16 protein-coding genes and 2 tRNA genes are annotated in these 16,606 nt (G+C 41.6%); 8 read left to right on the top strand and 10 right to left on the bottom strand.

Features of this window, described 5'->3' with window-relative positions; genetic code table 11:
- Positions 1-47: 47 nt before the first annotated feature.
- The gene (efp, locus tag D464_RS0108345) at positions 48-614 is read right to left on the bottom strand and encodes an elongation factor P (protein WP_004384562.1); all 567 of its coding nucleotides are present in this window, start codon (positions 612-614) and stop codon (positions 48-50) included.
- A 216-nt stretch (positions 615-830) separates the two neighbouring features.
- Here efp and rpmH point away from each other — a divergent pair, with 216 nt between their 5' ends.
- The 4 genes from rpmH to D464_RS0108325 all read left to right on the top strand — a co-directional run bounded on the left by rpmH (position 831) and on the right by D464_RS0108325 (position 4,090).
- Positions 831-986, top strand: a complete 156-nt coding sequence (gene rpmH / locus D464_RS0108340; protein WP_004354441.1) for a 50S ribosomal protein L34 — start codon at positions 831-833, stop codon at positions 984-986.
- Positions 987-1,112: 126 nt separating this feature from the next.
- Positions 1,113-1,892: a PASTA domain-containing protein gene (locus D464_RS0108335; RefSeq protein ID WP_018910998.1), complete on the top strand. Its 780-nt coding sequence runs from the start codon at positions 1,113-1,115 to the stop codon at positions 1,890-1,892.
- 6 nt (positions 1,893-1,898) lie between these two features.
- Positions 1,899-2,996: an RluA family pseudouridine synthase gene (locus D464_RS0108330; protein ID WP_026284668.1), complete on the top strand. Its 1,098-nt coding sequence runs from the start codon at positions 1,899-1,901 to the stop codon at positions 2,994-2,996.
- Between the two features lie 95 nt (positions 2,997-3,091).
- A complete protein-coding gene (locus D464_RS0108325; protein WP_018910996.1) occupies positions 3,092-4,090 on the top strand; it encodes a D-alanine--D-alanine ligase in 999 nt (332 codons plus the stop codon).
- Between the two features lie 123 nt (positions 4,091-4,213).
- On the opposite strand, the gene D464_RS0108320 is transcribed toward D464_RS0108325, so the two are convergent.
- Entirely contained in the window at positions 4,214-5,116 is a 903-nt protein-coding gene (locus D464_RS0108320; RefSeq protein WP_004384566.1) for a hydrogen peroxide-inducible genes activator, read from the bottom strand.
- A gap of 297 nt (positions 5,117-5,413) precedes the next feature.
- On the opposite strand from D464_RS0108320, the gene ahpC reads away from it, so the two are divergent.
- Positions 5,414-5,980, top strand: a complete 567-nt coding sequence (gene ahpC / locus D464_RS0108315) for an alkyl hydroperoxide reductase subunit C (protein ID WP_018910995.1) — start codon at positions 5,414-5,416, stop codon at positions 5,978-5,980.
- A gap of 283 nt (positions 5,981-6,263) precedes the next feature.
- Here the strand turns inward: ahpC and D464_RS0108310 are convergent, their stop codons facing one another.
- The 7 genes from D464_RS0108310 to D464_RS0108280 all read right to left on the bottom strand — a co-directional run bounded on the left by D464_RS0108310 (position 6,264) and on the right by D464_RS0108280 (position 11,853).
- The gene (locus D464_RS0108310) at positions 6,264-7,493 is read right to left on the bottom strand and encodes a glycoside hydrolase family 27 protein (RefSeq protein WP_024985893.1); all 1,230 of its coding nucleotides are present in this window, start codon (positions 7,491-7,493) and stop codon (positions 6,264-6,266) included.
- Positions 7,494-7,567: 74 nt separating this feature from the next.
- Positions 7,568-7,638, bottom strand: a tRNA-Gln gene (locus tag D464_RS0108305).
- Between the two features lie 73 nt (positions 7,639-7,711).
- Complete coding sequence (locus tag D464_RS0108300) at positions 7,712-8,944, bottom strand: nucleoside recognition domain-containing protein (protein WP_018910993.1); 1,233 nt, start codon at positions 8,942-8,944, stop codon at positions 7,712-7,714.
- 5 nt (positions 8,945-8,949) lie between these two features.
- Positions 8,950-9,711 carry a L,D-transpeptidase gene (locus D464_RS0108295; RefSeq protein WP_024985892.1) on the bottom strand — a complete coding sequence of 254 codons (762 nt, stop codon included), beginning with the start codon at positions 9,709-9,711 and terminating at the stop codon, positions 8,950-8,952.
- A 4-nt stretch (positions 9,712-9,715) separates the two neighbouring features.
- A complete protein-coding gene (locus D464_RS0108290) occupies positions 9,716-10,708 on the bottom strand; it encodes a L,D-transpeptidase (RefSeq protein WP_026284667.1) in 993 nt (330 codons plus the stop codon).
- Positions 10,709-10,885: 177 nt separating this feature from the next.
- Entirely contained in the window at positions 10,886-11,530 is a 645-nt protein-coding gene (locus D464_RS0108285) for a zinc-ribbon domain-containing protein (protein ID WP_018910990.1), read from the bottom strand.
- A 252-nt stretch (positions 11,531-11,782) separates the two neighbouring features.
- Positions 11,783-11,853: transfer RNA gene (locus D464_RS0108280), tRNA-Gln, on the bottom strand.
- Positions 11,854-12,067: 214 nt separating this feature from the next.
- Between D464_RS0108280 and D464_RS0108275 the strand changes: the two genes are divergently transcribed.
- Complete coding sequence (locus D464_RS0108275; protein WP_018910989.1) at positions 12,068-12,799, top strand: helix-turn-helix domain-containing protein; 732 nt, start codon at positions 12,068-12,070, stop codon at positions 12,797-12,799.
- 120 nt (positions 12,800-12,919) lie between these two features.
- Entirely contained in the window at positions 12,920-14,983 is a 2,064-nt protein-coding gene (locus D464_RS0108270; RefSeq protein WP_018910988.1) for a porin family protein, read from the top strand.
- Between the two features lie 159 nt (positions 14,984-15,142).
- Here the strand turns inward: D464_RS0108270 and D464_RS0108265 are convergent, their stop codons facing one another.
- Positions 15,143-15,418 carry an HU family DNA-binding protein gene (locus D464_RS0108265; protein WP_004384576.1) on the bottom strand — a complete coding sequence of 92 codons (276 nt, stop codon included), beginning with the start codon at positions 15,416-15,418 and terminating at the stop codon, positions 15,143-15,145.
- A gap of 225 nt (positions 15,419-15,643) precedes the next feature.
- Here D464_RS0108265 and D464_RS0108260 point away from each other — a divergent pair, with 225 nt between their 5' ends.
- Entirely contained in the window at positions 15,644-16,585 is a 942-nt protein-coding gene (locus D464_RS0108260; protein ID WP_018910987.1) for a rhomboid family intramembrane serine protease, read from the top strand.
- Positions 16,586-16,606 lie beyond the last annotated feature (21 nt).

Genomic DNA, 16,606 nt, shown 5'->3' with positions numbered 1-16,606 from the left:
GTCTTTCTTATTGCTTTGTAGTTTATCTCTTGCGAGGTAGAAGAGGCTTAGGCGTTAACGCGTCCCAGGTAGCTACCATCGCGAGTATCGATCTGGATAACCTCACCCTCATTGATGAACAATGGAACACGAACAACTGCGCCAGTCTCAAGTGTTGCTGGCTTAGTTGCATTTGTTGCAGTGTTACCCTTTACACCTGGCTCACTGTGAGTGATAGTAAGCGTTGTCTTAACAGGCATTTCTGCAAGAAGGATTGTGCCATCAGAGGTATCAGTAACAACCTCAACAACGTCACCTTCTTTCATATAGTCAGAACCTGTAATCTGGTGCTTAGGGATAGGAATCTGCTCAAAAGTCTCCTGATTCATGAAGATGTAACCAGTTGCATCCTGATAAAGGTACTGATATGGGCGACGTTCAACGCGTACATCCTCGAGCTTGAAACCTACTTGGAATGTGCGCTCAAGTACTCGACCATCAGCAACATTCTTCAGTTTGGTAATCATGACGGTGTTACCTTTACCTGGCTTACGATGTTGGAAGTCGATACAAGTCCAAATCTTGCCATCAAGACGGATGCAAGTTCCAATCTTAATCTCCTGTGAATTAATCATAATTTACTAATATCTAATTTGTTACTTTTTGTTCTTTTTCATCTACTTAACGCGCTGCAAAGTTACAGAAATTATAGGAAAAACATAAATAAAAGGCGTAAAAAACATGGTTTCTTTGGTTAATTCAAAAAGATTAAGTAATTTTGCAACCCGTAACGACAGGTCTTATCCTGTCGAAAAGAGTTCGCATAATAACAATAAAATAGGATAAGAACAATGAAAAGAACATTTCAGCCTCACAATCGTCGTCGTGTAAACAAGCACGGTTTCCGTGAGAGAATGGCTACAAAGGACGGTCGCCGCGTATTAGCAGCACGTCGTGCCAAGGGTCGTAAGAAGTTAACTGTTTCTGACGAACATCACGGTAAGTAAGAACGAGACGCTGTCCCCTTAGGGAATTAGCGCAGAAGCGGAAAGAAGTAGAGGGTAATCTTTGCTTCTTTCCGTTTTTTTATCTACCTTTGCCGCATCTATTATTAAGGTCAGTTAATTAGATTGATGACATCAAGAGAGTTCTTCCATAAGTTTAATAGCACATATATCTGGGGCAATATCCTTGCTATCGTGATACTTGTTCTATTGTTGGCAATAGGAGTTAGGTTCGGTCTTGACTACTATACCTTACACGGTGAATCCATCGTGGTGCCGAACGTTATTCATAAACAATACGATGATGCGGTTGATATCATGGATAAGGTTGGACTAAAGATAGAGGTTACCGACACTGGATATGTTAAGGATCTTCCTCCTGATTGCATACTTGAGCAATCTCCAGTTGGTGGTAAGCGCGTTAAGTCCACACACGTTATCTATGTTACAATTAACGCTGCTAGTGCACCTTCATTGGTTATTCCTGACATCATAGACAATAACTCTTTGCGTGAGGCGCAAGCCCAGTTATTATCTATGGGATTCAAAGTTGGTGAGCCAGAATATATACCAGGTGAGAAAGACTGGATATATGGTATTCTTGTAAATGGCAAACATGTGCAAGCTGGCGATCGTGTACCTGCTGATGCCGTGATTGTCTTACAGGTAGGAGATGGTACACGAGAAATAACTGATACATCAGGTTTGAACGAGCCAGAATATGAAGATGTAGAAGTGGAGCAGAAGCGTCCGAAGTATGATGAAGTATATGAGTATGTGGAAGTACCCGTTGATGAGAACGGCAATGAAATAAAGGATGAACGAGGGAAGTCAGGCTCTGGTAGTTCTAATTCATCCTCTCATTCAGGTTTACCTGCAGATCCTTCATCAACGAAACCGACAGAATAAAGCATGATGAGAACGGACGAGGAAATGCTATATGACGATGAACTATCTGATGACTTACTGACTTCCACAGAGTCAGAAGAGGGTGATGGCGAGTTGTACGAACACTTCCGTGTAGAAGTTGATAAAGGTCAGGTGCCAGTGAGAATAGATAAGTTTCTATTCGAACGCATGCAACACTCCAGTCGTAATCGTATTCAGAAAGCTGCCGATGCGGGCTTCATTCATGTGAATGGAGCACCTGTAAAGAGCAATTACAAGGTACGCCCAGAGGATACAATCACACTGATGCTTGACAGACCGAAGCATGATAACACCATTGAAGCAGAGGAGATTCCGTTGGATATCGTATATGAGGACAATGCTTTAATGGTGGTTAATAAGCCTGCAGGATTAGTCGTTCATCCAGGTGCAGGGAACTTTCATGGAACATTGATTAATGCTATTGCCTGGCACTTGAAGGACTTACCTTCATTCGACCCAAACGACCCAGAGGTTGGATTAGTGCACCGAATTGACAAAGACACAAGCGGTTTATTGGTGATTGCCAAGACCCCTGATGCGAAGACAATATTAGGTAAACAGTTTTTCAATAAGACCACCCATCGTAGTTACAATGCCCTCGTTTGGGGTAATCTAACAGCTGATGAAGGGCGTATAGAAGGTAATATAGCACGTGATCCAAAGGACAGGCTTCGCATGACAGTATTCCCTCCTGATTCAGAGATAGGCAAGCCTGCCGTCACTCATTACCGTGTCCTTGAGCGTTTCGGCTATACAACTCTCATCGAATGTATACTTGAAACGGGACGTACACATCAGATTCGTGCACACATGAAACATATCGGTCACCCCCTGTTTGGAGATGAACGTTACGGTGGAACTGAGATCCTTCGCGGTCAGAGATCAAGCTCTTATAAAGCCTTCATACGCAACTGCTTGACCCTTTGTAATCGTCAAGCACTCCATGCCCGAACACTTGGTTTCGTCCATCCGGTTACTGGTCAACAAATGGATTTCACGAGTGACTTGCCTCAAGACTTAGCCTCACTGATAACGAAGTGGCGTGAGTTTATCAATGGGCATACAGGTATTGACAATCAGTAATAGTACATGATAAGATAAGTAAAACAGGTTTCTATCTCTCAAGAACATAATGAGAAAGACAGGAACAGTTAGATAGAACTAAATAAACAGGTATAATGAAAGATTTGAAGCGAACGATTGCCATCGTATGTGGTGGTGACTCATCAGAACATGATGTATCAATGCATTCAGCACAAGGATTGTATTCTTTCTTTGACAAGGAACGTTATAATATATATATCGTAGATGTTAAAGGCATTGATTGGCACGTTGAGTTAGAGGATGGAACATCTGCTCCTATTGATAAGAATGACTTTTCTTTTATCGAAAATGGTAAACACGTAGAGTTCGACTATGCGTATATTACCATTCATGGAGCCCCTGGTGAGAATGGAATCATGCAAGGTTACTTCGATTTGATACACCTTCCTTATTCAACATCAAGCGTTTTAGTCGAGGCATTAACCTTCGATAAGTACGTTCTGAACAATTATCTCCGTGGCTTCGGGGTAAATGTTGCAGACAGCATATTGCTTCGTCGCGGTGAAGAATACAATGAGGAGGAAATCGAAAAACGCCTTGGTATGCCTTGTTTCGTTAAGCCTGCCGCTGATGGAAGTAGCTTTGGTGTATCAAAGGTAAAGAACATTGACCAGTTAGCACCAGCCCTTCGCGTTGCATTTATGGAGAGTGATGAGGTCATGATAGAGGGTTTCTTGGATGGAACAGAGATCTCGCAAGGTGTTTATAAGACTAAAGATAAGTCCATAGTGTTCCCTGCTACGGAAGTAGTAACCAGCAATGAGTTCTTTGATTACAATGCGAAATACAACGGACAGGTGCAGGAAATAACCCCAGCACGTATCAATCCCGACACTGCAAAGCGTGTAGCAGCAGAAACCAGTCGCATTTATGACATCCTACATGCCAATGGTATCATCCGCATTGACTATATCATCTCGAAGGATAAAGAGGGCAATGACGTTATCAATATGCTTGAGATTAACACCACACCAGGCATGACTGCCACCAGTTTCATCCCTCAACAGGTGCGTGCAGCAGGCTTAGATATCAAGGAAGTATTGAGTGAAATCGTTGAAAATCAGTTCAAGTAATTCACAAGAACGCATTTTCTATCTATAACGAACAAGGCTGTATCAAATGTTTCCAATTGTTTGTTGGATATTTGATACAGCCTTTTTCGTTTCTAAAAGTCTATTTTCGCCAGTCCAAAATATCTATTTCTTCATCTCTTCAGGTATTGATTCTCTGATGCGATTCACCAACATCTCCAACAATGTATGTCGTATGAAGTTAGGCGAAGTCATCATAACTATCTCACGCGAAGGCACAGGATGGGCAAAAGAACGCACCAGTTTGCGTTGCTCTTCATTGAGTTGTGGCAATGCTAATTGCGGTATAAACGTCACCCCTTTACCATTTTCAACAATGCGCATAAAGGTTTCTATGCTTCCAAGATTGTAACTCTTCTTACTCAATGAAGCCGATTTAAGATGGCAAAACTTAACGAGTTGATCCCGAAAACAGTGCCCTTCGTCCAATAACCATAGGTATTCTCCTGACAAATCGGCTGGTCGTATGAACTTACAAGCGTACAATGGGTCTTCTTTTGCTACATAAGCCAGGAACTGCTCATGGTAGAGTGTGGTACAATTCATCTCTTCCAAACCACTCACCTGCGCCAATATCCCTGCATCAATATTCCCTTTTCTAATCGCACGGCACATTTCATCCGTCTTCATCTCTGTTATTCTCACATCCATTTCAGGGTGTTCTTTCATCAACTGAGGGAAGAATCGTGGGATAAGATAAGGTGCTATCGTTGGCAAAACAGCCACTTCAAAAGTTCCCGTAAGCGTTTTCTGCTCCTCTTCTATTGTCTGTTTTAGTTTCTTTGCACGTGTGAGAACCTTCCACGCATGCTCTATCACCACCCTACCAGCCTTTGTTGGCTGTATGGGTTGCTGTTTTCTATCGAAGATCTTAACGCCCAACTCATTCTCTAACTTTTGTATCATCGAACTTAGAGTGGGCTGTGTTACATTGCACTCATCGGCTGCTTTGGCAAAATGTTTGAGCCGATACAGTGCCATAACATATTCTAATTGCTGTAGTGTCATCGTCTTATTGAGCTATAAAGAATGCAACAAATATAGGAATAAAAAGCTGAATTCAGATTGACTTAGCCTGTAATAAATCTAAAAACAAGTGATAATCATGATTTATAGGTATCAATATTCTCAATTATTATTGACGACTACTAACACGCTGTAAGTACTTCATTATCAATGCTCCTAACGTCCTTTATAGATTTTCTCTATCATCTGATAGAAATAATCAGTTGGTCACGACGAATATAAACTCTACCTTTGCATCACGAAACAAAACATTTTCTCATAATTAAAGTATATTCATATATGGAACCAATTATCAATTCATTAGCACCAGAATTTAGTGTTCAAGCCTTCCAAGACGGACAGTTCAAGAGTGTATCAAGCAAGGATATCGAAGGCAAGTGGGCTTTGTTCTTCTTCTATCCAGCTGACTTTACATTCGTATGTCCTACTGAGTTAGAGGATCTTGCTGATAAGTACGAGCAATTAAAGGCTATGGGTGTTGAGGTATTCTCGGTTAGTTGTGATACACACTTCGTTCACAAGGCATGGCATGACGCATCTGAAAGCATCAAGAAGATTAAGTACACCATGCTTGCTGACCCTACAGGCGTATTGAGCCGTGGCTTTGGTGTTTACAAAGAGGATGAGGGTGTGGCTTATCGTGGCACATTCTTAGTGGATCCAGAAGGTCGTATCAAGGTTGCAGAAATACAAGATAACAGCATAGGACGTAATGCAGAAGAGTTAGTGCGTAAGGTTGAAGCAGCTCAATTTGTCGCTACTCACGATGGAGAAGTTTGTCCAGCAAGATGGACGAGAGGCGCAAAGACATTGAAGCCAAGCATTGATCTCGTTGGTAAAATCTAATTCTCTCATTTGCGATTATAGGTTGACTAAACATTATGAAATATGATTGTGGAGGGGTAAACATCGTGTTTATCCCTCCATTCCTTTATGTTCTCTAATCCAATTCATGCCTCTCCAGATTATTACAAGGCATCTGTAATACTTCTCCAAGTGCTTTGTAATACTTCTCCAAAGCACTTGTAATAATCCTGTAGAAGATTAAGACGGATTCTAAAGGAGTGTTTGTTGCAATAGAAAAAGGCTTGATACGAATTCGTATCAAGCCTTTCTTATGGTTAGAACATTACTTTTCTGTAATGATAAATACTTTTGTTTCGTGGGCTTCTAACTTACCTTCCCATGCTTTCTTAACCGATGTGTTCTTGTGTTCCCAAACATCTCTAAGGTCGTATTTGGCACTCTTGCCAAGGAAAGATAAGGGCAAGCTAATGCGTTGAGCTTTGTCTGAAGGATTCATAATAGCTATTGCCTGTCGGTTATTCGTCAGTTGACGATGATAAACACGGCACTCTCCAATGCGCTGAACAAGCCGAGCTGCTTTGCCAAGAGCATCTTGATTGATGGCAATAATCTCTTTGTTGAGAAGGATTCGACGTGTTGCTGCATTCTCATTGAGTATATCGTGACTCATAGCCAAGGGTGAGGCAAACATGCACCACATAGACATTTGGGTCTGATACTCCGTATATGTACAGCCAATACCACCTAAATCGCTTGACGGACCGCCTTTCCCTTCAAGTCCAACAACCAGCATGTCCATGTCATTCCAGTGCCCCGGACCAGCAAAAGAGTAAAGAGGTTCGGTGATGTCGATGATGTCTAAAATGCCCATACCACCTTGTTTCACTATGTCCTTCCACATATCTCGCACGTCATAGCTTATTCTCCACAACGAACCACCAGCCTGTCTTGCCCATAGTTCGGGGTTGAGTTGTCCCCATTCGCACACTCCGAGAGCTATTTTTCGCCCTGATTTCTCCAGTGCATCACCCATTCGTTTGTATCTCTCGTGGGCAACTGCACTATCAGAAGGAGCGTGACAATAGTCGTATTTCAGGTAGTCCATCCCCCATTCAGCGAAGGTCTTTGCGTCTTGTTCCTCAAAGTTATAACTTGCAGTATAGCCAGCACAGGTCAAAGGAGCCGCATCCGAATAGATACCTAGCTTTAATCCAAGACTATGAACATAGTCAGCTAAAGCCTTCATACCGCTTGGGAACTTCACAGGATCAGGTATAATGTTATTGCGTTTGTCACGTCCTCCCTGCCAAGCATCGTCAATAAAGATGTATTGATAGCCTGCATCTGCATAGCCATCAGCCACCATCTTGTCTGCAATTTGTCGTATTAATTGCTCGTTAATATCCTCTCCATACTTGTTCCAAGTCATGAATCCCATAGGAGGAGTCAGTGCTAACGAGTCACGATTGCCTGCTGATGAGTTCAAACAACAGCCTAATAACATCGTTAAAAACAAAAAAGTCTTGTTGAGTTTACTTGTTAGGTAATTCATAAAAGATAGTAATTTAGGTTGTTAATGTAATCAAAAAAATCCGCAGACTCAAGTAGAATCTGCGGATTTCAATGTTGTCCCAGGCGGATTCGAACCACCACTGACAGAACCAAAAACTGTAGTGCTACCATTACACCATAGGACAATTGCGGTGCAAAGGTAATACTTTTGTATGTTATAATCAAATATTCTTCCTACTTTTTTGCCATGTTCTTGCATTAAGCAAAGAAGAAGTAGCTGAAGAGAACGGCTGCTATCATACCTGCAACGTCCGCCATTACGCCACAAACAACTGAATATCTGTATTTCTTAATACCCACACTTCCAAAGTAAATAGCAAGGATATAGAAGGTTGTGTCTGTGCTTCCTTGTAAGATACTGGCTGTATGTCCGATGAAAGAGTCGACTCCGAATGAGTTAAAACATTCCAACATCATCCCTCGCGCACCTGGTCCACTGAGTGGCTTCATCAATGCTACAGGGAGAGTACTTACCCAATCGCTATTCATTCCGAGCATTTCTACACCTGCTTTGATGGTGTCTTGAAACATATCGAGTGCTCCTGATGCACGGAAAACGCCTACTGCTGCGAGGATGGCTATGCAATAAGGAATCAGAGTAACCGCCACTTTGAATCCGCCTTTGGCTCCTTCTATGAATGAGTTATAGACGTTCAACTTCTTACGCCAGCCTGCATAGATGAAGAGAATGATGGCTCCTAACATAATGCAACTGGTGAGGATTCGACAAAAATGTTGCGTTTGTTCGGTGTCCATACCATGAATTGCAGTGAAGAGTCCTGCTACCAATGCTGCAACAACAGCCACTGCGGTGAGGATAGCCTTATTGAATAGATTGATTTTCTGGTATATAGACGTGACCAAAAGTCCCACGAGTGTGGAACACAAAGTGGCGAGTAACATTGGAATAAACACATCTGTCGGGTCGGCAGCACCTGCTTTTGCCCTGTAAGCCATGATAGATACGGGGATAATCGTTAGACCAGAAGTGTTTAAAACGAGGAACATTATCATCGGATTACTTGCTGTGTCTTTCTTCGGATTAAGGCTTTGTAACTCCTGCATAGCCTTTAGTCCCACTGGAGTTGCTGCATTATCAAGTCCCAGCATATTGGCAGAGAAGTTCATAAATATCGATCCCAACGCAGGGTGCCCCTTAGGTATATCAGGGAAGAGTTTGGTGAGTACGGGACTAAGAAAGTTGGCTAAACGTTGCACCAAGCCACTATCTTCGCCTATCTTCAGCATTCCCATCCATAGAGTAAGTGTGCCTGTCAGTCCTAATGTCATCTCAAAACCAACCTTCGAAGCCTCGAATGTGGAGTCCATCATTGCTGGTAAGGCATCGTAATCACCCATGAATATGAGTTTGATAACGCCCACGAGGACGCCAATTACAAATAATGCAATCCAGATATAGTTAAGAACCATTGTTGTTATTGTTTAATAAGTACGCCTTGCGGAAGCTGACGTTGTGTGTTTGTTGTTGATGTTTTGATTGTTTGTGGATGGAAGTGTCGCAGTCTTGGTTCGCCCAGTTGTTCCATCGCTCGTACCTCATAAGGATAGTCGTCGACATCTTCTGCCTTGATGATTACCTTCATTCCGACAAAAGCATATCGGTTTCTAAGGTCGCGAACATCCTCGTCTTTCAGTCTTATACAGCCTTCGCTGGCTAATCCCGGTACACTCTCTCTGTTATTCGTACTGCCATGTATGCCTATACTTCGGTTTCCCGTCCCTATGTTCAAACGCAGGAAATAAGGTCCATAAGCCAATATGTTGCCTCGACCATCATGGAAGTCGTGCTTCCAAGAGGCTGCATTACATATCTGTGATATGCTGAAGGAAGGAATAGAAGGTGTGCAATGTGGAGTGCGCATGTCGCCTATTCGAGTCTTATTGCCCCTGTTTACTGCAAAACAAGCATCGTATCTTGCAACAAGAACAGTGTCATCTAACCTCTTCTCATAAACATATAGGTAGTAATCCTTCTTTGATATAACGATGAAACAGTTGTTTTTATTCTCTGCGCCGAGCGATATGGAGACATCAGCTGGTGCCCGTGTCGTTTTCAGTCCATGCACAACCACCTGTTTCTCGCGGATGTTGTCGGGTGAATAAGGAAGTGTCTGCGCTTCGATACTAAGGCAGAAAGCAACAGAGAACAACGTGAAAATCTTTCTTAAAAAGCCCATGTTCTTACTTTTTCTCTGGTGCAGTGAGTTTCCCACCACCAATGTGTACACCTTTCTTATTAGGAATCTTCCCCCCACCGATACGCAATTCTTCTTTTGAGACTGGCTTCTTGTCTTCCTTTACTTCTGTCTTATTTGAAGTCTTCACACGTCCAGTCTTTGCCGTGGCAGTTGCTATCTGTTCGTTGGTCAATGTCTTTGTAGCATCGAAGTGACGCTTACGTTCAATCTTCTGACGCTTCATTGCATGGATTTCAAAGGGGTAATCGTCTACGTTTTCAGCCTTGATAACAACCTTCATACCCTCTGTTGCATAGTTTTCGGATAGGTCTTTTATGTCCTCATCCTTTAGTCTTATGCAGCCTTCACTAGCCCTTCCGGGTACACTCTCACGGTTATTTGTACTTCCATGGATACCTATTCCACTGTGCCCAGGCGTTTTCAGACGTAGAAAATAGTCCCCGTAACTCTTGATTTTACCGCGACCATCACCGAAGTCATGCTCCCAGTTAGAGGCAGACACAATCTGTTGGACATGGAAAGGGTTATCAATCGTACAATGAGGAGTGCGCATGTCGCCTTCTTTCTCCTTTTGTCCTTTCTTCAAAGAGAAGGCACAGTCATAGCGAGCAATGAGTGTTGTGTCCTTACCTTGTGGCTCGTAAACATAGAGATAATAGTCTTTCTTCGACATAACAATGAAGAGTTTCTTCTTGTCTTTGACCTTATCTTTAAAGCTAAGGCTTGTGTCTGGCGTTGTACGAATGGTGCGATTGCCATAATCAAGTACTACTTCTTCCTTGATAGCATCGCCTGAATAAGGTAAACCTTCTATTGCAGTCTTGTCGTCTTTAGCAACAGCAAGTCCATTGGCATTGACGCTCATGGATGCACCTTGCCCTTCATTATTGTTCTCTTTGTCCTTTTTTCCACCGCAAGAAACGATAGATACAGCTGTTAGAGCAGCTAAAAGACCCATAAACATTGACTTTCTCATTTTGTATAAAACCTTTTTTGAGTATGTTATTCATGCCTCCTAAGAGTGGAAAGAAGCATGTTTTGATGATCTAATGATAACCTTTATTCCTGATAGATATATACTATTACGGTCGGAAAGAGCATCTTTTGTTCTTGCCGACCGCAGTTATTTGATGGATAGATATCATGTTCTTTATTATCTAAGGTAGGCGAAGTCGGCTGAAACATAGTATTCACCGTCATCGAAGAGTACCTTATACCAGTTGCCGTATGCCCCTAAGAAGGGTAGAGAAGTTCCCTTTGATACTGTGTAAGCCTTGCCATTATAATACTGCAAAAAGCCATATTCCTTTCCAGGTCCTATGCGCATACGCACGCCAACACCATTGATAACGACGCGAGTAGCCTCTGATGGTGGAACAGAAGTTGGTTTCTGTTTTACGTATTGCACCTTTGCTGGCTCCTTACTCTTCTTTTCTATCTGTTTTTTTAGTTGGTCGTATGAAGCCTTCATAGAGTCGTTTGAAGCCTTCATCTCTTTGATTGTCTCTTGTTGTACATTGGTTTCCTGTGACACAGGTTCCTTACTCTTCCCTGCAAAAAGCCATATTCCAAGACCGATACCAGCCATGACAAGGACAATAAGAATACCAATTAAGACTTTGACCATGTCGTTATTGCCAGATGGCTGTGGAGTGTATTGTGGGCGTTGATACGCATCTTGTACAGGTGGATAAGGCTGTGCTGTGTTTTCTGAAGGTATAGCATTTCCACAGCTAGAGCAATGTTTGGCACCAGGAGAAAGAGGTGCTCCGCAATTAGAACAGAATTTTTGTGACATTGTTGTAGGTGTTTAAGGGTTATAAAAATGTGTGACTTAATTATTCAGAGAGCTTATTATTTGTTTCTTTCTTATAGGTGTGAACAGTCTTATATGTGCTTATTTTGATTCAAGAAGATTAAGATGACCATATTACACAATAGTTGAGAGTTCACGAGTTATTACTTTAGGTAATTAATGGATTTAGTTAATTATACTTGAGACAAGGCTCTTTGATAGTACTGATACTCAAAGAACTTTTATCTAAAAGAGTTGTCCCAGGCGGATTCGAACCACCACTGACAGAACCAAAAACTGTAGTGCTACCATTACACCATAGGACAATCACACGTGCAAAGGTAATGTTTTTTTGTATTATCAGCAACTCTTACTGATTCTTTTTATTGGTGTTCTGCCCTTGCATGTGCTTGTTTGTTACACCTATTATATATATAGCGACATTTCCTTTGGATAGATTTGGAGGTAAAGAAGAAAAGGCTTATCTTTGCGAATCACATGCTTTTATGCCTGTTATTCAGTTATTTAATTCCTTCACTTATGAAACCGATCTCTTCCGTAATAGTATTTCTTTTACTGGTGTTGTCAGCTGTTTGCACGAGCATAGACAGTTATCGTTGTGCAGAAACAGCTATTGTGCAGGACATGAATCAGGCTTTGGAGAAGACACTTGCAGCGAAGCGTGAAGCATGGATAACGCCTGATACGATACAAAACTACCGTGAGCATTTGCGAATAAAGGACTTGAAGAGTCGGTCATTTGTATCTTATGCACTCGAAAAGAACGATTATTCCTTGTGTAGTCAGCGTTATCAATGGCAGAAAGGACGGCATTCTCTGATGTTCCAAAGCTATGCTGATTGTTCATTTGGTACTATTTGGGGATTATCTGACCAACGTTTAGCATTGTTCCTCACCTTATCTGCCATGTTATGGATGCTTTTTTCTATTGTTTATTGGTATAGGAACGGGGCAGGGAGAATGGTTTTTGGAAGTATGACCTACGTCCCTTTGGAGCATTCCTTCCGTGATGTGCAGGGGAAAGAGATTCCTTTTACACCTATGCAGCATCAGTTGATGGAGTTGTTTATGGCTTCTGGTGATATGAAATTATCAAAGATTACTATTTGTGAAAGCCTTTGGCCGAAGAAACCCGATGCCAGTGAGACTCTTTACACACTGATTCGTCGCTTGAAGCCTGTTGTTAGTGAGCATTGTGGATTGACCATTACGGCAGAGAAGGGAGGCGGCTATCGACTCAAACACTTATAAGGTGAATAATCCTTAGAAGCGTTAGGGGCAATAGAGAAAAGCTATTGTCAGACAGATGTCGGTCTTATTTTTTGCACTTGAACAGCGTTGGGATTACCTTTGCTTTAAAATATTCAAGCTATGAAGAAAGTATTATGTACATTGTTGTTAGGCTTCTTGGTGCTGCCAGTTGGAGCCCAAGAAGAGGCGAAGAATGCAAAGGAACCGAAGGAGGTGCAGCTGAACGAGGTTACTGTTGAGGCTGCTCGGGTGGTAACAAAGGTGGATGGTCTGTTGATTATTCCGTCTGATACACAGCGTAAAGTATCCACGAATGGATATAGTTTGCTAAGTAAACTATCGTTACCACACGTTCGGGTAGATCCTGTGAGCCATGCTGTTACTGCTTTAATGAATAATGGTGCGGTGCAGTTAAGGCTGAATGGAGCTGTAATAGATAAGGAGGAAATGCTCTCCTTAGACCCTAAACTTGTGAAAAACATTGATTTCATCGATAATCCGGGTGTGAGATATGGGGAAAATATAGCTTATGTTATTGATATAAAAACGAAAAGGAACACAGGTGGATATGTCGTTGGCGTAGACTTAACACACACGCTAACAGCGTGGAATACGGATAATACCATCTATACAAAGCTAAATCATAAAAATTCGGAGCTGTCCTTTTCTTATAACTTCTCCTATCGGGACTTCCGCAAAGAGCGTACTTCAGAGACGGCAGATTACCTATTAAATAATGGTAGTCATTATCTTGTTACACGTAAGCAAACGGCTGGTAGGGATAGAGCTTTGGGCAATCGACTTCAGATGAAGTATAGTCTTGCCGATTCAGCCTCCTATGTTTTCCAAGCCACGTTATCGACCTTTGGAATGAATACTCCTAGTTGTTTTTCTGATTATCAATTGATGGATGGGACGCTAACACAGGCTTATCAAGATGTGAATAGGTCGAGTCGTTTTACGCCAGTTATCGATCTTTACTTCTTTCATAAGATAGGGAATCATCAGAGTGTAACGACAAATGTCGTTGGAACTGCTATCTACACGGATAAGTATGTGAGGCAGGGTGAGGGAACACCTTATACTTATAATGTAGATGGAGATACTTGGTCGGTTCAGAGTGAGGCTATTTATGAAAACAAATTGAAGCCTTTCACACTCTCTGCTGGCTTGCAACACATGCAGAAATACACGCGTAATCATTATACAGGGGATGTTGATGCACTGAATAAGATGCACCTTGGTGAACTCTATCTTTTCTCTGAGTTAAAAGGAAAGTGGCAGCAGTTGAGTTATTCTTTGGGCGTTGGAGTGGCAAACAAAACCTATTCTCAAGCCAGTTATGATTATAATTACTGGACGTTCCGACCGAAGGTTACATTAAAGTATATGCTTCTGAAAGGACTAAATGTGGGTTACGCTTTTCAGACTTATCGCCGAGTTTCGCCTTACGCAATGGTTTCTGATATGCGAATAAGGAATAATAGTCGTGAATGGACTGTGGGTAATCCTGCCTTGAAGCCCTCACGTGTCATTCAACATACGATGAGTTTGGATTATTATGGTGATCGGGTGTCGAATAGTATGTACATGGATTATCGGCGAAACTTGCATTGTAACATGGCAAGATATGAGCGAACAGCATCGGATGAGTTCCTTTATTCGCAACAGAACATGGGGAGTATTAGCTTGTTTTATGTGCAAGATAATTTGAAGTATGAGTTTATTCCCGAACACTTATCAGTGACATTGAGGGGTGGAATTAACCGTTATTTTAATGTTTGTAGTCTTTATCGTCATTATCTCACCAGCTACACTTATGGTGGAAGTGTGCAGGCTTACCTTGGTAAATGGACTTTGCAAGGATATGCTGATAATGGTTGGAGGTTCTTAGAAGGAGAGAGATTAGGGCATAATGGAGCGTTTAGTTATTTGGCAATAAGCTATAGTTGGGGGAATTGCAGCCTTTCACTCGATGTGCAACACGTCTTCCAACAGCATCCACGAATGTATAAGTCACAGCTCCTTAACGAATATCTACATAAGAGTGAAATAGACCGTAATAGAGACTTGGGTAATATGATAGGGCTTAACTTTACGTGGCGATTATCGAAGGGTAAGGCTTATAAGCAGATTGAAAAGCGTATAGAACGTCAAGAAGATAAGCAGACTGGAATCATGTAAAGTGCTGTTATTGGTTAGGAAATATAGCTTCTCTAATCTTTTTCAGCTCGCATAGGATTCATAGAAAATTCAAGTTCTCATAGAAGAAACTATTTCCTATAACAGAAAGAGGCGAACCTTGCAAGGTTCGCCTCTTATACTTTGCAAATAGTTTACAATTTATTTGTTTACAGCGTCTGACAATTCAGCACCAGCCTTGAACTTTGCGACCTTCTTTGCTGGGATCTGAATCTTCTGCTTTGTTGCTGGATTCATACCCTCGTGAGCTGGACGCTCATTGGTAGAGAATGTGCCGAAGCCTACGAGCTGAACCTTATCTCCTGCAACAAGTGCATCCTTGATTGCTTCAGTTGTTGCATCTAATGCCTTCTTTGCGTCAGCCTTGCTTAGATTAGCAGAAGCCGCAATCTTCTCGATTAACTCTGTCTTGTTCATAATTCCGATTTATTTGTTGATTAATTTATAAATGATACTTTCGATTGTGCTGCAAATATAGTTGATTCCTTTTATATAACAAGTAAAATCAAAGGAAAAGTGTAGAAAATTACAAAAATAAGCCCTTATCCTCTCCCTTTCCTGCTTTATAACGGGATTATTTCGTATTTTTGCAACGTTTTAAAGGTAAATGGTTTACAATAAGAAAATTAGTAAATTCGTAATATGCTGAATATCCCTGTAGTTACAAGAAACCTCCTTATCATTAATATCTTGGTGTTCGTTGCCACTTATGTGTTTGGAGTTATTGGTCTTGACTTAGATAATCTCTTTGGTTTATTCTATATTGGTTCTTCTAGCTTCGGCGTCTGGCAGTTCCTCACCAGCATGTTTATGCATGGCAACATTATGCATATTGCCACGAACATGTTTATGTTGTGGATGTTTGGATCAGTCATAGAGCATGTATGGGGACCGAGGAAGTTCCTTTTTTATTACATTATCTGTGGCATTGGAGGCGGTTTGCTTCAGGAATTGGTATGGTATTGTATGCCTTTCGTAATGGATACGATTACTGTGACGAGGAATGGGATGAGCATTGACATACCATCTGTAATATATCTCCAACAGACAATGGCGATTGGAGCATCCGGTGCTGTGGTTGGTTTGTTACTGGCTTTTGGAATGTTATTCCCTAATGAGCGAATGTTCATTATACCGATACCTGTTCCCATAAAAGCCAAATGGTTGGTAACAGGAATGATTGCTATTGAGATTTTCTCATCGTTCAGTCCTGGTTCTGATATTGCCCATGTAGTGCATGTGGGAGGTGCTTTGACGGGTTTCTTACTTATTATGTATTGGAAGAGACACCCGTATTCTGGATATGGAAATATGGGTATGCACAAAGGACATCAGTTCTTTGATCGTATGAAAGACAGTTGGGAAAAGCATACAGGGAAAGTTGGGACAGGTGGAAGTAATAGCTCCTGGGAAAACTCCTCACAGCATAACTCGACAACACAGAATAGTGATTGGGATTATAATGCGCAGAAGCATAGAGAGCAAGAAGAGATAGACCGCATTTTAGACAAGATTCGCAAGAGCGGTTATGATAGCCTTTCTAAATCAGAGAAGCAAAAGCTCTTCGATAGTAGCAAGAATTAAGTGTAATTGTAATTAGCATGG

The sequence above is a fragment of the Prevotella veroralis DSM 19559 = JCM 6290 genome, assembly GCF_000377625.1.
In the GTDB taxonomy this organism is placed as follows: domain Bacteria; phylum Bacteroidota; class Bacteroidia; order Bacteroidales; family Bacteroidaceae; genus Prevotella; species Prevotella veroralis.
Note: the sequence above shows the minus strand (reverse complement) of the source record. Positions and strands in the feature narration are given on the sequence as shown.